This is a genomic window from Marinobacter lipolyticus (genome assembly GCF_018424605.1).
GTDB classification, from domain to species: domain Bacteria; phylum Pseudomonadota; class Gammaproteobacteria; order Pseudomonadales; family Oleiphilaceae; genus Marinobacter; species Marinobacter lipolyticus_B.
The window spans coordinates 129,562-146,101 of the sequence record NZ_QTKT01000001.1 but is presented as its reverse complement, the minus strand read 5'-3'; the positions used below and the strand labels follow the sequence as shown (position 1 = coordinate 146,101).

The 16,540-nt window shown below is 60.0% G+C and carries 19 protein-coding genes; 1 reads left to right on the top strand and 18 read right to left on the bottom strand.

The genetic code is table 11. The features are described 5' to 3' along the window. Positions 1 to 10 precede the first annotated feature (10 nt). Positions 11 to 496 carry a MaoC/PaaZ C-terminal domain-containing protein gene (locus tag DYI22_RS00650; protein WP_213476102.1) on the top strand — a complete coding sequence of 162 codons (486 nt, stop codon included), beginning with the start codon at positions 11 to 13 and terminating at the stop codon, positions 494 to 496. On the opposite strand, the gene DYI22_RS00645 is transcribed toward DYI22_RS00650, so the two are convergent. The 18 genes from DYI22_RS00645 to DYI22_RS00560 all read right to left on the bottom strand — a co-directional run bounded on the left by DYI22_RS00645 (position 497) and on the right by DYI22_RS00560 (position 16,529). After that, positions 497 to 1,456: an AgmX/PglI C-terminal domain-containing protein gene (locus DYI22_RS00645; protein ID WP_213476101.1), complete on the bottom strand. Its 960-nt coding sequence runs from the start codon at positions 1,454 to 1,456 to the stop codon at positions 497 to 499. It lies immediately after the preceding gene. Further along, on the bottom strand, positions 1,449 to 1,943 hold the full coding sequence (locus DYI22_RS00640; protein ID WP_213476100.1) for an ExbD/TolR family protein: 495 nt from the start codon (positions 1,941 to 1,943) through the stop codon (positions 1,449 to 1,451). Before DYI22_RS00640 ends, DYI22_RS00645 begins: the two co-directional genes overlap by 8 nt. After that, positions 1,940 to 2,479 carry an ExbD/TolR family protein gene (locus DYI22_RS00635; RefSeq protein WP_213476099.1) on the bottom strand — a complete coding sequence of 180 codons (540 nt, stop codon included), beginning with the start codon at positions 2,477 to 2,479 and terminating at the stop codon, positions 1,940 to 1,942. Before DYI22_RS00635 ends, DYI22_RS00640 begins: the two co-directional genes overlap by 4 nt. Before the next feature lie 14 nt (positions 2,480 to 2,493). Beyond that, complete coding sequence (locus DYI22_RS00630) at positions 2,494 to 3,141, bottom strand: MotA/TolQ/ExbB proton channel family protein (RefSeq protein WP_213476098.1); 648 nt, start codon at positions 3,139 to 3,141, stop codon at positions 2,494 to 2,496. Positions 3,142 to 3,157: 16 nt separating this feature from the next. Next, positions 3,158 to 3,481 (bottom strand): hypothetical protein, encoded by a 324-nt coding sequence (locus tag DYI22_RS00625; RefSeq protein WP_213476097.1) that lies wholly within the window; start codon positions 3,479 to 3,481, stop codon positions 3,158 to 3,160. Positions 3,482 to 3,519: 38 nt separating this feature from the next. Then, positions 3,520 to 3,900 (bottom strand): hypothetical protein, encoded by a 381-nt coding sequence (locus DYI22_RS00620; RefSeq protein WP_213476096.1) that lies wholly within the window; start codon positions 3,898 to 3,900, stop codon positions 3,520 to 3,522. Further along, positions 3,887 to 6,682 carry a tetratricopeptide repeat protein gene (locus DYI22_RS00615; RefSeq protein WP_228300719.1) on the bottom strand — a complete coding sequence of 932 codons (2,796 nt, stop codon included), beginning with the start codon at positions 6,680 to 6,682 and terminating at the stop codon, positions 3,887 to 3,889. Before DYI22_RS00615 ends, DYI22_RS00620 begins: the two co-directional genes overlap by 14 nt. Then, positions 6,679 to 8,343: a hypothetical protein gene (locus tag DYI22_RS00610; RefSeq protein ID WP_213476095.1), complete on the bottom strand. Its 1,665-nt coding sequence runs from the start codon at positions 8,341 to 8,343 to the stop codon at positions 6,679 to 6,681. Before DYI22_RS00610 ends, DYI22_RS00615 begins: the two co-directional genes overlap by 4 nt. A gap of 6 nt (positions 8,344 to 8,349) precedes the next feature. Next, a complete protein-coding gene (locus tag DYI22_RS00605; protein ID WP_323132841.1) occupies positions 8,350 to 8,847 on the bottom strand; it encodes an AraC family transcriptional regulator in 498 nt (165 codons plus the stop codon). A 370-nt stretch (positions 8,848 to 9,217) separates the two neighbouring features. Next, positions 9,218 to 10,396 carry a vWA domain-containing protein gene (locus DYI22_RS00600; protein WP_213476093.1) on the bottom strand — a complete coding sequence of 393 codons (1,179 nt, stop codon included), beginning with the start codon at positions 10,394 to 10,396 and terminating at the stop codon, positions 9,218 to 9,220. Between the two features lie 22 nt (positions 10,397 to 10,418). After that, positions 10,419 to 11,261, bottom strand: coding sequence for an AAA family ATPase (locus DYI22_RS00595; RefSeq protein ID WP_213476092.1), 843 nt, complete (start codon positions 11,259 to 11,261; stop codon positions 10,419 to 10,421). A gap of 78 nt (positions 11,262 to 11,339) precedes the next feature. Continuing rightward, positions 11,340 to 13,277 (bottom strand): VWA domain-containing protein, encoded by a 1,938-nt coding sequence (locus DYI22_RS00590; RefSeq protein WP_213476091.1) that lies wholly within the window; start codon positions 13,275 to 13,277, stop codon positions 11,340 to 11,342. Positions 13,278 to 13,309: 32 nt separating this feature from the next. Continuing rightward, positions 13,310 to 13,654: a hypothetical protein gene (locus DYI22_RS00585; RefSeq protein ID WP_213476090.1), complete on the bottom strand. Its 345-nt coding sequence runs from the start codon at positions 13,652 to 13,654 to the stop codon at positions 13,310 to 13,312. Continuing rightward, on the bottom strand, positions 13,654 to 14,100 hold the full coding sequence (locus DYI22_RS00580; RefSeq protein ID WP_213476089.1) for a YcgN family cysteine cluster protein: 447 nt from the start codon (positions 14,098 to 14,100) through the stop codon (positions 13,654 to 13,656). Before DYI22_RS00580 ends, DYI22_RS00585 begins: the two co-directional genes overlap by 1 nt. Continuing rightward, on the bottom strand, positions 14,097 to 14,390 hold the full coding sequence (locus tag DYI22_RS00575) for a YcgL domain-containing protein (RefSeq protein ID WP_213476088.1): 294 nt from the start codon (positions 14,388 to 14,390) through the stop codon (positions 14,097 to 14,099). Before DYI22_RS00575 ends, DYI22_RS00580 begins: the two co-directional genes overlap by 4 nt. After that, the gene (locus tag DYI22_RS00570; RefSeq protein WP_213476087.1) at positions 14,387 to 15,535 is read right to left on the bottom strand and encodes a ribonuclease D; all 1,149 of its coding nucleotides are present in this window, start codon (positions 15,533 to 15,535) and stop codon (positions 14,387 to 14,389) included. The genes DYI22_RS00575 and DYI22_RS00570 overlap by 4 nt, the downstream gene beginning before the upstream one ends. 20 nt (positions 15,536 to 15,555) lie before the next feature. Continuing rightward, positions 15,556 to 16,158 (bottom strand): recombination mediator RecR, encoded by a 603-nt coding sequence (gene recR / locus DYI22_RS00565; RefSeq protein WP_213476086.1) that lies wholly within the window; start codon positions 16,156 to 16,158, stop codon positions 15,556 to 15,558. A gap of 47 nt (positions 16,159 to 16,205) precedes the next feature. Next, positions 16,206 to 16,529 carry a YbaB/EbfC family nucleoid-associated protein gene (locus tag DYI22_RS00560; protein WP_213476085.1) on the bottom strand — a complete coding sequence of 108 codons (324 nt, stop codon included), beginning with the start codon at positions 16,527 to 16,529 and terminating at the stop codon, positions 16,206 to 16,208. Between the last annotated feature and the right edge of the window lie 11 nt (positions 16,530 to 16,540).

Below are 16,540 nucleotides of genomic sequence, written 5' to 3'. Positions count from 1 at the left end.
GAGAATAACCATGAGCCACACCCCCGACACGCTCGAAAACATCACCTACGGTGAGCTGAATGAGGGCGATACAGCCACATTTACCCGCACGCTGACGGAAGATGAACTGGTGTTGTTTGCGGCGGTATCCGGCGATGTTAACCCGGTCCATCTGGACCCGGATTTTGCGGCCGACTCCATGTTCAAGGAGCGAATCGCCCATGGCATGTGGAGCGGCTCTCTGATTTCAGCCGCGCTGGCTACGGTGATGCCGGGCCCCGGAACGATCTACCTGGAACAGAGCCTGTCATTCAAGCGACCGGTCAAGCTGGATGATACTCTGACCGTTCAACTGAGCGTGCTTAAGAAAGAGCCCAAAAATCGGGTGGTCTTCGGGTGCGTTGTGCTCAACCAGAATGACGAGACCGTGGTCAGCGGCGAGGCGAAGGTGATCGCCCCCACCCAGAAGATGGCTCTGAACAAGCCCCGCCTGCCGAAAATCACCATCGAGAACTGATCACCCCGGCAGGAAATCGATCGGGAATTTCACCTTGCGGGCGGCCACATCTGCCGCCCCGAAATTGAACAACCGGACCCGCGTGGCGATCCGGCTCTCCAATTCCGGATTATCCAGCTCGGAATTGACCACTTCGCAACTGGAGACGGATCCGTCGGGCTCGATCACCAGCTCCAGAAGCACCTTTCCTTCCAGGGTTGGATCCTGCCTCAGTTCCCGACGGTAAATCGAGTAAAGCGCGGTCTTCTGCGCGTCAAACACTTTGCGGATGTTGGTCATGCCACGCTCTGGCGGGCCCGATTTTTCGGGCTCTGCCGCGCGCACAGGGTCCGCGGCCACGGCGACTTCACGAACCTGATGAGCCTGCACATCCACGTCTTTGGTCGGCCCCTTGGCGGTCGACACACCACCGCTGCCCTGCAGTGAATCGGTAGCATGGGCCTCACCCGTTGCGGCCGGGCGCTCTGATGAAACGTTGGCGGTCAGTGTTGGTCGGGATTCGGACTCCGGGGACCGCATTGTCGCCAGGCGATCCTTCATTGCCAGCAATCCCGTGCGAGACGCCTTTTCCCGCGCCCGCTCAACAGCCTGTCGGGAGACCTCCGCTGGCGGCTCTACCACAGGTTCCTTTTCCGCCACAGCGGTCGCTGGTTGTGGCGATGGGGGCTGGTCTTCCACCTGGGCCGGCTCCGGTTCTTTTTCCGGTTCCGGTTCCGGGACTGGCTCGGGCACCGCCTCGGGCTGGGGTTCCGGCGGCTGGCGCTGCTCAATCAGCCGCGCCAGCCGCGGTGGTACCTCTTCCCTTTCGCTGCGCTCGGGTTCTGCAACCTCGGTCAAAGGAATCAGGATGGCAGGCGGCAGGAACAGAATAAATGCCGCCAGCAGGATCAGGGCAAAGCGGCCGTTCTCGCCTTTCTCCGGGGTCCACGGCAGACCCCCACGGTATCCGGGATCAACCATTGCGGGCCTCCCCTGCAGATTCCACCGCCAGTTTTACCTGCCGGTACTGCTGATCAACGCAGGTCTGCATGATTTTTCTCAACAACCGGTAGTCGGTGTCACGGCTGGCCATGATGGTGACTTCAAACCCGTTCGCGGGAACCTCACCACGACGCTCGCGACGCCAGTCAAGCTCCTCCGCCAGCCCGGCAACCGTGACGTCATTGGCTCCAATGCTGTCGAGCCGGGCAACTTCACGCCCCTGCACCAGAATCGACTGCCCACTGACCTGAACCGTGAGGGTTTCCTCGGCAACCTGCTTCGCAGTGGACTGCGGAAGCGCCACGTCCGAAGAGTTCTGCATCACTTTCACATCGGAAGAATTCACCATCAGGAAGAACACCAGGATGGTAAAGATGTCCATCAAAGACACCAGATTCAGCCCACCGGCGCGATGCATACGACCATAATGGCGCTGCATCCGCCGGGCTCGACGGGATGTTTTCATACCCCCTCCCCCGAGTTACTGCGGTCCGCTCCGGCCACTTCGGCCAGCTCGCGGTCGTCGGGCGCATCCGCCAGTGAAACATCCGGAAACAGTTCCGCCTCCACCTGACTGGCTGCCACCACGGTCGGATAGGAGCGCACGGTATCCATTGCGGTTACCAGCGTCTGGTAGTCAATGTCCCCGCCAACTTCCAGCACCACGTCCGTTTTCTCCGGCACACGGGCCTTGATCTGCCTGAGTACGTCCCTCAGGGCGGTAAAATCCTGTTCGCCCTCTCGCAGTGGCAGCGTGCGGATAGCGCCCCGGTCACTGTCCGACACTTCCAGACCAGCCGGGATCAGGGTCACCACCAGCCGCAACTGATCCGCTGCCGGGGCCTCGCCCGGTGGCTTGCCGGGAAAATTGAGGTCAATGGTACGAATCTGGCTGAACACCATGCCCAGAAGCAAAACCGGAACCAGCACAATCATCAGATTCAGAAAAGCGGTGATGTCCAGTTCCGGACTGCTTACCGCTCTGCGATGCCTGCGTCTCATGTTTCGCCCCCGGCTCAAGCGGCGGATTGACTGACGTTCTGGTCCGAGATGATGTTGAGCAACTTGACCCCCGCCATCTCGAAACTGTCCACGATTTCATTGGTTCGGGTCTGCAACAGGGCATGGAACATCAGTAGCGGAATCGCCGACATCAGCCCGAACGCAGTGGTGTTCATCGCCACCGAGATACTTTCAGAAAGCAGCGTGGCTTTCTGGGCTGGGTCGGCGGCCGCCACCGCGGTAAACGCGGCAATAAGACCAATAATCGTGCCGAGCAACCCCATTAGGGTGGCGATGTTGGCGAGGGTCGCCAGATACTGAGTGCGCTTCTCAAGACGCGGCAGCACCTCCATCAACCCCTCCTCCATGGCGTACTCAACGTCCTCGCGCCGGTGATTGTTGAGCAGGCGGCCAATGCCCGCCCCCATGATGGACGCGATAGCACTGTCGGAACTGTTTGCCGCCTTCATCGCGCGCTGGTAATCCCGCTTCTGCAGCAATGGCAGAATGCCTTTCTCAAAGGCCAGACGGTTTCTGCGCCGAACCGACCCGAGGTAAACAAACCGCTCCAGGGTGATCGCCAGGCCGATAACCAGAACGACCGCAATGGGATACATGAAGGGGCCACCTTCCTGAAAAAAACGAACGACAGTTTCCAGCATCTTCAGACTCCTGCAGTTACTGCACAGACAGGGAAGAATCCAGTGACGGATTCAGGGTTTGACGAAACACCCGATGACGCTCAAGCGCCACCGGGTCCAGAGGTTCCAGTAATTCAGGGGCGCGGTCTTCCAGCCGCGCCCGGGGCCGCTTGGGCAGTGTTGGCGGTTGCCAGGGCAGAATGTAGAGCACGCCGGGATCATCATCCGCGGAATCCTGCGCAATGCCCTCAACCCCAAGCGGCGATTCGGATGGCTCCTGGTTGGTCGCTGCACTCACTTCGGCACTGGTCACTGCAAGCAGCATCACGCCGATCAGGAGTATGCGATGCACCCAGGGCATTGTTTCCCCGGCGGCTAAATGCAACATTCTGGTGCCCGTCATTGCAGCCTCCGCTCCAGATCCGCAATCCACCCGGCCACCAGCTTGTCATCCTGTTCGGTCAAAGACCGGTAGCGCCGGTAATGGGTCAGCGCATTGTCCAGATCCAACAGATAGAGTTCGGAAATCACTGCCAGGTTGTAATGCAACTCGGGTGTCTCCGGCGCCCCACGAATCCCCGTCCGGAGCAACTCGGCGGCCTCCCGGAAACGACCTTCCTCCTTCAGCGATAAGGCCCGGTTGTTGAGCGTCACGACCGCCTGCCCATCAAGCGCGACGACTGCTTCTTTTGGCGGTTCCGGCTCCGGTCGTGAAGCGCAACCGGCAAGCGTGACGATCATCAAGAGTAACGCGCATAGCCGGACATCAGGCGTCATCATTTGGCTCTCCTTTCCAGCTCATCCATTGAACCTCCCGGTCATACCGGCCCGGAAACAGCTCCGCCAGTGCCTGCAGACTTTTTTCCACCCATTCACTGTATTCACCGTTGGCCAGCAGTTCGTGGTTCTGCGCGTGAAGCTCGATGGCTTTTTCTTCAAACGGGTAGGCTTCCTCTTCAAGCAGCATCTGGTATTGCATGCGCTCGAGATCGTTCAGTTCCTTCGGTACCGCTGAGCTCATCAGATCCCGGGCCAGAACCCGGTACAGTTCGGCGCGTCGGTACAGGGTTTCGGAGCGAACCGCCTGCTGGTCGAACTGCTCCGCTTGCGCAAACCTTTCCTGCGCACGCTGCAGGGCCGCCTGCTTGCGGGCCAGGGATTGTTCCAGCGGATGGCCCAGTTCAATCCCGGTGAACTCCTCGGCGGCCTCCCGCCCTAATTCCATTGCGGCGACGGCAGCCCAACCCAGCGTCTGCTCAGAATGCCAGTCACTGTTCAGCTCTGCGCGCACCATCTGCTGGCGGTAATCCGACGTGGCACCGGAATCCATCAGACGTGAGCGCATGGTTTGCAGGCGGATATGTTCCTCGGCCGAGGCCGGCTCAGGTCCGGTCGCCAGGTATTCACGGTATAGGGTGTCACGGCGCTCAGCAGCCTGCCCCTGGTGGAACAACTCGGCCGCCCGAAGCTTGCGGGGCCAGGGATCCGCCTCTTTCCCTGCGGTTTCCATCAGCTCGGACGCTGCCCGTACCGGCTGACCTGAGGAGGTATAGGCCAAGACCAGCTTGTCACTGATTGAACCGGTAAGCGGGTGGGCCGGGAAGTCTGAGCGAAAACGGACAAGTTCATTAACAGCGGCTTGCCAGCGGTTTGCCAGCAGCAGGCTGTTGGCCGCGTCGTACCGCCCCTTGATAGCAATGTCCGAGCCCGGAAGTACCGAGTCCACGCGCTGGAAATGGGCAACTGCGTTGTCCGTTTCACCGGCAGTCTGGGCGACCTCACCCTGGCGATACACAGCAGTGGCCAACTGTCTTCGGACGGATTCCGCGTCGGCCCTGGTGACATCGGTGAGGCTTCCGCTGCCAATCAGCCGGTCCGCCTCCCTCCACGCGTGCTCGGCGAGCCGGTAATCCGCGGCGGTATAATGCACCTCACCCAATACCAGCCAGGCACTGTAACGTTCTTCGGGCGTGGACGCCTCAAGCCTGTGTACGTACTCTGCAAATTCCTGCGCGTACACAGGCTCCCCCCTCTCCAGCCAACGGTTGGCAATATCCGCATACAATGCCGGCAACCGGAGGTCAGCCGGGTACGAAGTGCCGAATTTCTCGGCTTCGGCGGACAGTTCGGGCAAGGTTGCGGCATGGTCAATGCGATTGGCGAGGCCGTCGCGCAGTATGGTCATTGCCGCCCAGGCTGCATCAGCCCCACCCTCGTAACCTGAGGTGTGATAGGCAGCGTGCCGGTAGTTGTCGAGCGCCTGGTCGTATTGTGCAGCCTGTAGTCGAGCATCGCCCGCCAGCCGGAGGGTTTCGCCCGGAGCCTCGGCGCGGTTACTCAGCGCTTCGTAAAATTTGGCGGCATTGGCAAAGTGACGGGGCTGTGACGTGCGCTCGCCCAGATCGTAGTAAAAGTCCCCCAGTCGATGGGCGAAGGTCTGCCACAGCTGTTGATAATTCGGCGTCAGCCGACGGTAATCGGCGTCGTCGCTGAATGCCACAACGTATTCCTTGCGGGCCTCTCTGGCGCGGTCCGCCTCGCCGGCAAGCTTCCAGACGTCCACCGCCTGGGCCAGGAAAGCTGGCGCCGCGGAATGATCGGGATGATCATTCACGTAGCGCCGGCTGACTGCAACGCTGTCGCCGTAGCGCCTCTGGTTGGCATAATGATCCGCCAGCCGGTCAAACAGCAGATAATCGTAGGGCTTATCGCCCGCCTGCGCTAACCAGGCTTCAAGGGTCGGCGCGCCGTCGCGATCAGCGGCCATCAACGCCATCACGCGGAGGGTGTCATCGATCACTTCCCGCTCACTGCCCTGTACCTGGCCGATGTGTGAGAGCGTCGGCATACTCTGGTCCAGTACGGCCAGAAACGATGCCGCTGCCCGCGGCCATGCTCCGCTCCCCTGCTTGTACTGACTCCACCCCTGCATGTAGCGCGCCTTGGTTTTCAGGCTGTCGCCGCCCTCGCCGGCGATCAATTGGCCGTAAGCGGCCTCCGCCTCAGCATAACGACCAGCGGCGAAAGCCGACTCGGCGATCCGAAATCTTGCTTCAGGTACCAGTGGCGAGCGGGGGTACAATCCAGCCAGCTGTTTCAGACGCTGGATAGACTCCTCGCCATGGCCTACGAACGCATGAGCTTTCGCCATCTGGTAGAGCAGTTCGTCCAGCTTGCCGTGGAATGAGCCCCGCTCGATGACCGATTCGTAGCTGCCGAGTGCTTCGCGGTAGAGTCGCTGCTCTTCGGCGTCGTCCGGCTGAACTACCTGACCGGATGCCTGCTGAATGTTCGCCAGCCGATTCAGGGCGTCTATCCGGACTTCCGGCTCATCCGTGGAATCGAACAGGCGCTGGTAGCGACGGGCAACTTCAGCGGGCGAAATCGCCGGCATCGGACGCGATTCATAGGTCAGGAATACCGGGCGCATATCAGCAATGGTTTCACCGTCGCTGCCGAGCTCTACGCGGAACGATTCCTGAGCCGATACCAGGGTCGTCATCGCCGTCAGCACCGCGCCTGCCGCAAGCAGGCTATAACGCCTGTAGTAACCGGGCATCATTGGCTACCCCGCTGCAGGGATTCAAGCGCCAGATATTCGTACAGATGGGCAATCTGCTGTTCGCTCTTATCCAGCGCATAAACCATTCGCTTGTCCTGAGCCTCCACATAGGCGAGGACACGTTCATCAAGGGCTGCTTCCGCCTGCTGCCGCAGCTCGCCGGCACGACGTCGCAGGCTTTCCATGCCGCCGAGCATGCCGTCCAGCCTGCTCTTGAGTTGCCGAAGACGGGCATTTCTCTGTCCGACGCGCGACTCCAACGTGGCGAGGGCGTCTTCAATATCACCGAGAGTTCGGGCGGTTAGCGCCAGTTGCGCTGGATCAGCCCCCTGGTTTTCCAACGCTTCGAGACGGGCGCGCAATTGCGCGGATTTCTCACCCAACTCTTTGCCAGACGCCATGGCCGGCCCTACTGGCGTCGATAGCCGGTCTGCCAGCGAGCCCCGAAACACCCGCAGGTTACGCTCCCGCTCTGCCAGCCCGGTTTCGAGCGCCACCAGATCAGCAACCTGCGCGACGGCCTGCTGGGCCTCGGCGCTCTCCATGAAACGCAGCAGATAGGCCATGCGCGGTTGCGTCAGCGTCCGGTTGTCCGCCAGAAACCACTGGGTGTCTGCCTCGCGGGCGTCGACGATGAGGGCTTTCCATGCGCCCTCCTCGCGGATGCGCGCCGCCAGCTTGCGCAGGGTGACCCGTTCGCTTTCATAGGAGGCGTTGGCTGCCAGATAGGCTTCCCCGGCCTGACCGAGGTATCCCGCCAGGTCATACCCCCGGCCCATGCCGAGCCAGGCATCCTCCACCCCGGGGTGGGCAAGCGGGAATTTTTTCGCCCGGTGCCAGGACTGCATCGCCGCCCGGTGGTTATCACGAGCCGCCAGGGCAAGGCCATGCAGGTAGAGCGCTCGGGGGGTGTGGTAACTGTCGAGTGGAACCTTTTCCAGAAACCCGATGGCTTTCTCGTACTCCTCCTGTTGATAGGACAGAAAGCCAGCCCTGACCAGGAGCCTGTTTCGTAACGCCACACTGCGGTCGCCCTTGGCGTCCTTTTCCGCCATCGCCAGTGCTACACGCAGGGCAACCAGCGGTCGCGCTGCATTGCGATCGATCTCGCTGTAGCTGGCCGCCAGGTTCATGTAACCAAGCGCTGCCCAGTAACCCGAATCCATCTCCGCCAGGCGCTGTCCGGCCCGGTCGGGCTTGCCAGCGGCCAGTTCCATCGCAGCCAGTTGGTATAGCGCGCGCTGTCGGGTTTCACCAAAACCCAGACGAGCCGCCGCCTCAAAGTGCTCCCGGGCGCGCAGTGAATCTCCCTCGCGCTGGGCAATCCGGGCCAACAGCAAGGCCGCGTCGCCCCGGTGATTTCGCCCGTTAAGCTGACGTTTCAGCAGCTCATGGGCCGCTGCAGTCTGACCCGTTGCCACCAGGGCCTGAGCCTTGACCCAGGATGAGGTTTCACTCTCTACACGGCCGATCCGTGCAAGGGCTTTCTCCGGCTGGCCCGATGCGAGCGCAAACTGGGCCAGCCGGGTCGCCAGATCCGCCTCGGAGCGGGGGGTTGCATGCAGCTGCCCGATGCTGCCCAGGAGCAAGAACACAGAAGCCCCCAGGCAGAGCATCCCCCTGCCACCACTGCGAAACCGGTGCTGGTATTCAGTTGCCATGATCCGTCACTTCCATTCCCTGAAGGCCACCCGGGGTTCAAAATCCGGCGCCCGGGCATCGAGGGTCATCTGGATTCGGGACTCGCCCGGTTCTTTGCGGAACCGGTGAGAGGCTTCGCGGCGAACATAACGGTCGTTGTCCGTGCGGGCCGTGAGTACCGCTTTGAGGTGATGGTCCCCCAAGGGCAGGTTGCCAAGAAATATCTGCTGTACCCCGCCCTGCTGCAAGGACTGCCGCTCTAGGTCGGTATACAGGTGCGAGGAAACGGGTGTCTCATCGATGAAGAGCTCCACCGAGTCGAGTTGCAGCGCATCTTTCGTGGCCAGTGTCAGAAATACTGCCACTTGCGTATCGGCGGGGTGCAGGATGGCTTCTTCAAGAGCGTAGAGTTCGCTGGCCAGGTCTGCCACGTCCGCCTTCAGGCGGTTGATTTCGGATTCCAGATCGTTCGCGGAGGCCAGTGCGGGCACCCACATCATCAGGGCGACGAGCAAGAGGGCCACGCCTTTCCATGCGGGCGAACAAGCCCGGCGACCTGAGTCAGTTACCTGCTGTGGGGCGAACATACGCTTCCTGCCTTCTGTAATCTTCCGTTACAAACTGACAGGAAGGGTAACACCTGGTTACCAGCAAGAACGGTATCCAGATCACCAATTGGAAAACGCGGAGCGTCGGTTTTTTTTACAGGTGTTAACGGGGTGAAACAGGTACGGTAGCGATGCCCTGAAGAGGTACCAGGCTATTGCATTGTTTTTGGGTGAAAAGTTTCGGGTGGCCCCGTTATTGCTGAGGGACAAAGCACGGGGAAGCTACGACCGCTGCCCCGTTTGATATGCCGAGCTTTGCCGATGCGCTCAACCCGCATCGGCTTTTTTATTTGCTCAACTGCTTCATCGCCGATTCGAGACCGTCGATGGTCAGCGGGTACATATGATCGTTCACCAGTTGACGGGTCATGCCGAGGGAGCCGCCACTGCCCCAGTAACTCTCGGGCAGCGGGTTCAGCCAGACCACCTTGCGGAAATGGTCGGTGATGCGCTGAAACCAGGTTGCCCCCGCCTCTTCGTTCCAATGCTCGATGGAACCGCCGGGATGAGAAATCTCGTAAGGCGCCATGGTGGCGTCGCCAACAAAAATCACTTTGTAATCCGGCGTGTACTTATTGAGGATGTCCCAGGTGCTGGTGGTCTCATTCATCCGGCGGATATTGTTCTTCCAGACACTCTCATACACGAAGTTGTGGAAGTAGAAATACTCCATGTGCTTGAACTCCATCCGCGCCGCGGAAAAGAGCTCTTCACACACTCGCACATGCGGGTCCATGGAGCCGCCCACGTCAAAGAAGATCAGCACCTTGACCGCATTATGGCGCTCCGGAACCATCTTCAGGTCCAGATAACCCGCGTTGCGGGCGGTCGACCGGATGGTGTCGTCCATATCGAGCTGGTCTGCAGCGCCCTGGCGGGCGAACTTGCGGAGCCGGCGCATCGCCACCTTGATGTTGCGGATGCCAAGGGTAATGCTGTCGTCCAGGTCCTTGTACTCACGCTTTTCCCAGACCTTCACGGCACGGCCATGACGACCACCCTTCTGGCCGATGCGGAACCCCTCCGGGTTGTAGCCGTCGGCGCCGAATGGCGACGTGCCGCCGGTTCCAATCCACTTGTTACCACCGGCGTGGCGCTCCTGCTGTTCCTCCATGCGTTTCTTGAAGGTTTCAATCAGCTCCTCGAGGCCACCCAGGGAATCAATTTTGGCTTTGTCTTCTTCGCTGAGGTGCTTCTCGAACTCCGCCCGAAGCCAGTCATCCGGAATCAGCATCTCCATCAGATCGTCAAGATTTTCGATGCCTTCGAAATAGGCCTTGAAGGCGCGGTCAAACTTGTCGAAGTGGCGCTCATCTTTCACCAGGCACAAACGTGACAGGTAGTAGAATTCTTCCATATCCGCGAAAGCCAGCCGGTTCTGCAAGGCCTCCAGCAGGTCAAGAAATTCGCGCAGACTGGCGGGCACTTTTGCCCGCCGAACTTCGAGAAAAAAATCAATCAACATAAGGTGTAGCTCTTGCTGAATGTCAGCTGCGACGACGCGCCATGAACGCCAGCTTCTGCAACAGATGCACGTCCTGCTCGTTCTTGACCAGGGCGCCATACAGCGGTGGCAGAGCCGAGCTGGTGTCCTTCTCCTGAAGCATTTTGGCAGACAGTTCATCGGCCATCAGCAGCTTGAGCCAGTCAATCAGCTCCGATGTCGACGGCTTCTTCTTGAGCCCGGGCACCTTGCGCACATCGAAGAACACTTCCAGTGCATCCCTCACAATCGCCTGCTGCAGACCCGGGAAGTGCACGTCCACGATGTCCTTCATGGTGTCATGATCCGGGAAGCTGATGTAGTGGAAGAAACAGCGACGCAGAAAAGCATCCGGCAGCTCTTTTTCGTTGTTGCTGGTGATGACCACGATGGGGCGCTTCCTCGCCTTTACGAACTGCTGGGTCTCGTAGACAAAGAACTCCATACGATCGAGTTCCAGCAGCAAATCGTTTGGAAACTCAATGTCGGCCTTGTCGATCTCATCGATCAGCAACACCACCTGCTCGTCCGCCTCGAAGGCTTCCCACAGCTTGCCTTTGACGATGTAATTGCTGATGTCCTTCACTTTCTCATCGCCGAGCTGGGAATCCCGTAACCGTGACACCGCATCGTACTCGTAAAGCCCCTGCTGGGCCTTGGTGGTAGACTTGATGTGCCATGGAACCAGTCGCATCCCGAGCGCCGCCGCCATCTCTTCCGCCAACAGGGTTTTGCCGGTGCCGGGTTCGCCTTTAATCAGCAGTGGTCGTTGCAGCGAGATGGCTGCGTTAACCGCCATTTGCAGATCATCAGTGGCTACGTATTTTTCGGTACCGGTAAACTTCATGTGATTGGTTCCTGTTCGGTTATCAGATCATCAGGATGGGGAGTATAAAGGGCCGGAGGGGGGCCTAACCACCCCGGCCTAGTTTTTCGGTTTCGCCTGATCGGCGCCGTCCTCGGGCCCGGCTTTCTCTTCGTCTCCGGACTCTGGCAAATCGTCAAATTCGGAAAGGTCGAAGTCCTCAAGGCCGAAATCCTCCAGCTCCTCATCCACCTTGGTGTCGGCAACCGGTATCTCGTCGTCACCAACTTCCTCGAGTGGTTCCGCCGCAGGAACGGGATCTTCGCTATCGGCCACGGGGATCGGTTCGTCCGGCGACTCAGCATCGGCCGCGGGCTCCGGCTCCGGTTCTGGCTCGGGCTCAACCACCGGCGCGTTATCCACCTCAGGCGCTGCGGTATTCTGCTTACGCTTGTACATTGCAAACAGACCGCCACCTATCAACAGAATCATCAGTGCCCCAGAGCCAATCCACACCCAGAGCGACATACCGGCGCTGTCCTTTTCGTTAGTTGCAGAAGCCGAAGACGAATCGGCAACTTCTGCTGGGCGCTCTACGGCAGCAATATCGATTGGCCCGCCCACCGGCGCCTCATCCTCAGCGGCAGGTGCATCCGCCGGCTCGGCAGGATCTTCGGGTTCGGGTGCCGGTACTGCCGGCGCTTCCTGACCGGTATCGCCCTCTTCTGCCGCGGGCCCGGCACTAGTTGCCTCGTCACCCGAACCCGCTGCACCGGTGCCCTGCGGGCGTTCAAAACGGCTGAAACCGCTGAACTTTCGTGAAAAGGTCTGGCCGTCGGCAATCACCTCAATGGCGTACCGGCCGGCCGCTGGCAGCCCCCCGATCGAGTCGCTGTAGATACCGTCCTCAGGGGGCTCCTCGTCTGACAGGACCTTTCGACCACTACGATTGTCTTCGGAGGTGACAGTTACCCCAACCTCCAACACCCTGAGAAAATCAGGATTGGTCAGTTTCTCCTCACCTTCGAAGAAGGCGATCTGCAGATCAAGAGGCTGATTGTCCGAGAAAACCGGCGGGAGCGGCGAAACCACCATTCGCAGGTCACTGACAACCGTCACCCGACTGCCTTCCCCCAGCTCGCCGGCGATCCGCCACTGTCCGGGAAGCGGCTCGCTGACCGTAATCAGATCGTACCCGGATTCGCGCGCCCAACGCATGCTGGTGCCGCGGTTACCAATCACCGCCGTGTTGCCTTCCGGGTCTGTCAGTTCCAGCTTACGGGTTTCCCGGGTTTCGCCACTGCCCCAGAATATCAGCGCGGTAAATTCCCGCACGCCACTGTCAACGGTAAAACCGTTGCCTTCAATGGGAAGCTGCTGCTGCGGAGCCGCTGCATTAAGCGCGTTCAGAAATGCCAGACTCAGGGCATCGGCAGAGGGTGCGACAAAGTGGCTGCCACCCGTCCGATCTGCGAGGGTGGTCAGAAACTTGCTGTCGGCCGCGTCTGATAACGCGACGGTATGGATGGTGGCATTTTTACTGACCAGTCGGTCAAGAACCGGGCCCAGAATACGCGCCCGCTCCTGTTGATTAGCAACGGCTTGATCCGATATATCAACCTTGCCGTCAGTGAGCAGGATGAAATCAGTGTTGCCCAGGTCGCCATCGGTGAAATAGTCATCGCTGGCCACTTCGATGGCCTCCCCCAGGTTCGTGCGCAAGGCCACAGAGTTGATGTCTGCGGAGCGCCCGATGGCACGGGCGCGCCAGTCCTCGTTCACGGCGCCATGGGGAACCAGCATGTTGACGTACTGGCCAAAGGTCCACACTCCCGCTTCAGCCCCGTCAGGCAGCATTCTTGCCAGCAGGCGGACGGCCGGTTGCCGCAGGTTTTCGGGGTCGGTGTCCTTCATGGATCCGGAAATATCGACGATGATTCGCACGTCGGCGGCATCACGGGGTTCCGGGGCGGGCGCTTCCTGCGCGGTTGCCCCCGACGACAGGGCGGCACCGAGCAAAAAGCTGGCAAAAAGCGTGACGTAAAGGTTCCGTCGCATCTGTGCTCCGTTTTTGTTGTTGTTATCTCAGATCAGCGTTCTACCAGTCGATAACGGACCAGATCCAACACCCAAACCAGCGTCATGGCCAGTGCGGCAATGCCCAGATTGAGAATCGCCTTGCCAGCGGTGTCGACATCGCCCAGGATCAACTCGTACCCTCCGTACAGCCATGCAGGCACCCACCATCCGCTCACCTCCGCTGACTCCACAGGGGTCAGAAGAAGCACGATGAGTGCGGATTGCAATAACGTCCGCACACCATACAGCGGCACGATACGAAACAGCCGCGACATCATGTAAAAGAAAACCACGAACGCCACGGCATAGACTACCCAGAAAATGCCGTAGGCCAGTTGAGCTTCAGAATCAATCATTACAGGATCCAGTGAATTATGTGTTCTTCCCAGTCTTCTTCCGGCACCCCGGCCTCTGATACCACCCGATGCTGAACCGACACGCCAGCCTGATGGACGGAGTCGGGGTCGCCGGACCGCAGCGGGTGCCAGTCGGCCAGCGGGCGGCCTTCCGCCAACGTCCGATAGGCGCAGGTAAACGGTAGCCAGTGATAGTCCGCAAGGGTGTCAGGTGTCAATACGGTGCACGCCGGCACTTTCTCCAGCCGTTCAGGATAAACGGTACAACGACAGCTGTCCGTATCCATGTAGCGGCACACCAGATCGGTGTAATACACCTCGCCGGTGTCTTCATCCTCCAGCTTGGCCAGGCAACATTTGCCGCAGCCATCGCACAGCGATTCCCACTCCGCCGGCGTCATCTCATCGAGACGCTTACGCTGCCAGAACGGGATCTCTGCAATCATGGCTGGTGCTGTTCCGGTTTTTTGCGAAAGTCGACCACATAGGCGTCCCGCTCTTCCGGCATCTGCAGAAAGAAGTCCTTGTCAGCAATGGCATCCAGTACCTGCTTGCCGGACGTGCGAGCCAGTTTCCGTTCTGCAGTGAGCACCAGATCCATGGCGTGGACGGGAGCGCCGAAAATCCCCCGCAGGCTCTCCGGCAGCTCTTCCCAAACCTGTCCGCGGCGAACGTAAAGGTAGGTGTCCGCCTTCTTGCTGCTGCGAAAGACCGATACAAACTGTTTGTCTGTCATGACCGAAGTAGTTCCTCTAGCTGCTCCCGGACCGGGGCCAGGATCTGACGGCGCCAGCCCGAATTGAATAGACCGGCTGCCAGGTCACGCTGGTGAACCACCGCTTCAAGACGTTTGCGGGGGGCCAGCAGTTCCACCGGCACATCCGCCGCCTCTGCGGCCGAGGCGATCAGCCGTTTCACCTGTTTATAGAAACTCTGCTCCTGACGGCTCAGTGGTGCGGGAATCAGTGTCATGGCATCGGTTGATGCTGCCCGCCCCTGGCTCACCAGCTCCAGTATTTTATCACCATATCGCCGGATGACTGGCTGAGGCAGCCCCTGAATGTCGGCAAGGCGGCGTACCGACTCGGGCAGACGCTCGGCAATGGCGATCAGCAAGGGATCTCCCACCACGCGATTGCGGGGCCGGTCGCGGCGGCGGGATTCTTCCTCCCGCCAGGCCGTCAACGCTCTTAAAACGGCTTGCTGCCGCGGGCTTAGCGTCCATCCGCCACGGAGCTTGAGGTAGTGGTTCGCGTAATCGTCCTGGGTTGCGAGTTCAGAGGCAAAGCGATCGGATTCTTCCGCCAACGCCGACTCCAGGTTCCGCACGGCAAGGTTGGTCATGACCCAATCGGCCATGGGCGCAAGAAAGCGGATGTCGTCCAGTGCGTACCGTTGCTGTGCCTCGCTCAGGGGGCGCGAGATCCAGTCTGAGCGTGTCGCCGATTTATCCAGGGTTTCGCCGAACAGCGTTTCAACCAGCCGCGCATAACCGACGGAAAACCCGGCGCCAGCCAGGGCAGCGCCAATCTGCAGATCAATAACGCCGGCCGGCTCCAGATCAAGCCAGTGACGAAACAGCTCCAGGTCTTCACTCATGGCGTACAGCAGTTTCGGGCTGTTACTGTCTGCCAGGATCCGGCGAAATTCCATGGACTGCTCTGCAATACCAGGATCTACCAGACGGTACTCAGTACCCAGACCCAGTTGCACGAGCCCGGGAATCGGGAAGAACGTGCTGACCCGCTCAAACTCGGTGTCCAGCGCAAGAGGCTCGCCGCGAATCCCTGTCAGCCACTGGTCGAGAGCGTCGGGTTCGGTGATCCATTCGATGGCGGCGGGAGCCGGCGGCGCTTCCGCCACCGGGTTACTTGAAGCCATAAAAAGTGCTCTGTCGGTTTTTATTCAGAAAGGGGCTTTCGGCCCCGAAATGCATGGGTGAGCGTGAAGCCGTCGACGTAACCGAGCTCGCCTCCCACCGGAATGCCGTGGGCCAGGCGTGTAATCAGCACCCCTTTCTGGTCAAGACGGTCGGCGATGTAGTGCGCCGTTGCCTCGCCTTCCACGGTCGGATTGGTCGCCAGAATCAATTCTGTGACGCCTTCATCCCCGATTCGTTTCAGCAGGCGCTCGATACCGATTTCCTCCGGCCCGACCCCATCAATCGGCGACAGATGCCCCATCAACACGAAGTAGCTGCCGCGATAGTCGCCGGCCTGCTCGATGGCGAGCAGATCGGACGGGCTCTCGACAACGCACAGGGTTCCGGTCTGTCGCTCGGGATTCTCGCAAATACGACACCGGGGGGTGTCGGCGAAATTCTGGCAGCTGTCGCAGCGCCGTACACCGGTCATCGCGTGACTCAGCGCCTCTGAGAGACGGACGCCGCCGGAGCGACCCCGCTCCAGTAGGTGAAACGCCATCCGCTGCGCGGTTTTCTGGCCTACCCCGGGTAGACACCGAAGGGACTCTACCAGCTCATCGACCAGCGGGCTGAACGCCATGAAAATTCCTTATACTTCAGATGAAAAAACACCGGTAATGAATTGATTCAGAATGGCATCTTGAATCCGGGCGGCATACCCATGCCGGACATCATGCCGGACATCTTCTCTTTCTGGTTGGCCTCCACGCGACGAACCGCGTCGTTCACAGCCGCCGCCAGGAGATCTTCAAGAATGTCTTTCTCTTCGCCCATCAGCGACGGGTCAATCTCGACCTTGCGTACGTCGTGGCGACCGTTCATGGTCACTTTGACCAGACCTGCGCCAGATTCACCGGTTACCTCAGCCTTGGCGATTTCTTCCTGGGCCTTCTGCATGTCTTCCTGCATTTTCTGGGCTTTTTTCATCAAGTCGCCCATGCCGTTCATCATAACCTGCTCTC

Excerpts from the sequence above, each read along its gene's own strand:
- DYI22_RS00570 (WP_213476087.1), bottom strand. The coding sequence starts at position 15,535 with ATGGCTTCAAGTAACCCGGTGGCGGAAGCGCCGCCGGCTCCCGCCGCC.
- DYI22_RS00640 (WP_213476100.1), bottom strand. The coding sequence starts at position 1,943 with ATGAAAACATCCCGTCGAGCCCGGCGGATGCAGCGCCATTATGGTCGT.
- DYI22_RS00560 (WP_213476085.1), bottom strand. The coding sequence starts at position 16,529 with ATGATGAACGGCATGGGCGACTTGATGAAAAAAGCCCAGAAAATGCAG.
- DYI22_RS00610 (WP_213476095.1), bottom strand. The coding sequence starts at position 8,343 with ATGGCAACTGAATACCAGCACCGGTTTCGCAGTGGTGGCAGGGGGATG.
- DYI22_RS00575 (WP_213476088.1), bottom strand. The coding sequence starts at position 14,390 with ATGACAGACAAACAGTTTGTATCGGTCTTTCGCAGCAGCAAGAAGGCG.
- DYI22_RS00600 (WP_213476093.1), bottom strand. The coding sequence starts at position 10,396 with ATGTTGATTGATTTTTTTCTCGAAGTTCGGCGGGCAAAAGTGCCCGCC.
- DYI22_RS00625 (WP_213476097.1), bottom strand. The coding sequence starts at position 3,481 with ATGCCCTGGGTGCATCGCATACTCCTGATCGGCGTGATGCTGCTTGCA.
- DYI22_RS00645 (WP_213476101.1), bottom strand. The coding sequence starts at position 1,456 with ATGGTTGATCCCGGATACCGTGGGGGTCTGCCGTGGACCCCGGAGAAA.
- DYI22_RS00580 (WP_213476089.1), bottom strand. The coding sequence starts at position 14,100 with ATGATTGCAGAGATCCCGTTCTGGCAGCGTAAGCGTCTCGATGAGATG.
- DYI22_RS00630 (WP_213476098.1), bottom strand. The coding sequence starts at position 3,141 with ATGCTGGAAACTGTCGTTCGTTTTTTTCAGGAAGGTGGCCCCTTCATG.
- DYI22_RS00585 (WP_213476090.1), bottom strand. The coding sequence starts at position 13,654 with ATGATTGATTCTGAAGCTCAACTGGCCTACGGCATTTTCTGGGTAGTC.
- DYI22_RS00650 (WP_213476102.1), top strand. The coding sequence starts at position 11 with ATGAGCCACACCCCCGACACGCTCGAAAACATCACCTACGGTGAGCTG.
- DYI22_RS00595 (WP_213476092.1), bottom strand. The coding sequence starts at position 11,261 with ATGAAGTTTACCGGTACCGAAAAATACGTAGCCACTGATGATCTGCAA.
- recR (WP_213476086.1), bottom strand. The coding sequence starts at position 16,158 with ATGGCGTTCAGCCCGCTGGTCGATGAGCTGGTAGAGTCCCTTCGGTGT.
- DYI22_RS00620 (WP_213476096.1), bottom strand. The coding sequence starts at position 3,900 with ATGATGACGCCTGATGTCCGGCTATGCGCGTTACTCTTGATGATCGTC.
- DYI22_RS00590 (WP_213476091.1), bottom strand. The coding sequence starts at position 13,277 with ATGCGACGGAACCTTTACGTCACGCTTTTTGCCAGCTTTTTGCTCGGT.
- DYI22_RS00635 (WP_213476099.1), bottom strand. The coding sequence starts at position 2,479 with ATGAGACGCAGGCATCGCAGAGCGGTAAGCAGTCCGGAACTGGACATC.
- DYI22_RS00615 (WP_228300719.1), bottom strand. The coding sequence starts at position 6,682 with ATGATGCCCGGTTACTACAGGCGTTATAGCCTGCTTGCGGCAGGCGCG.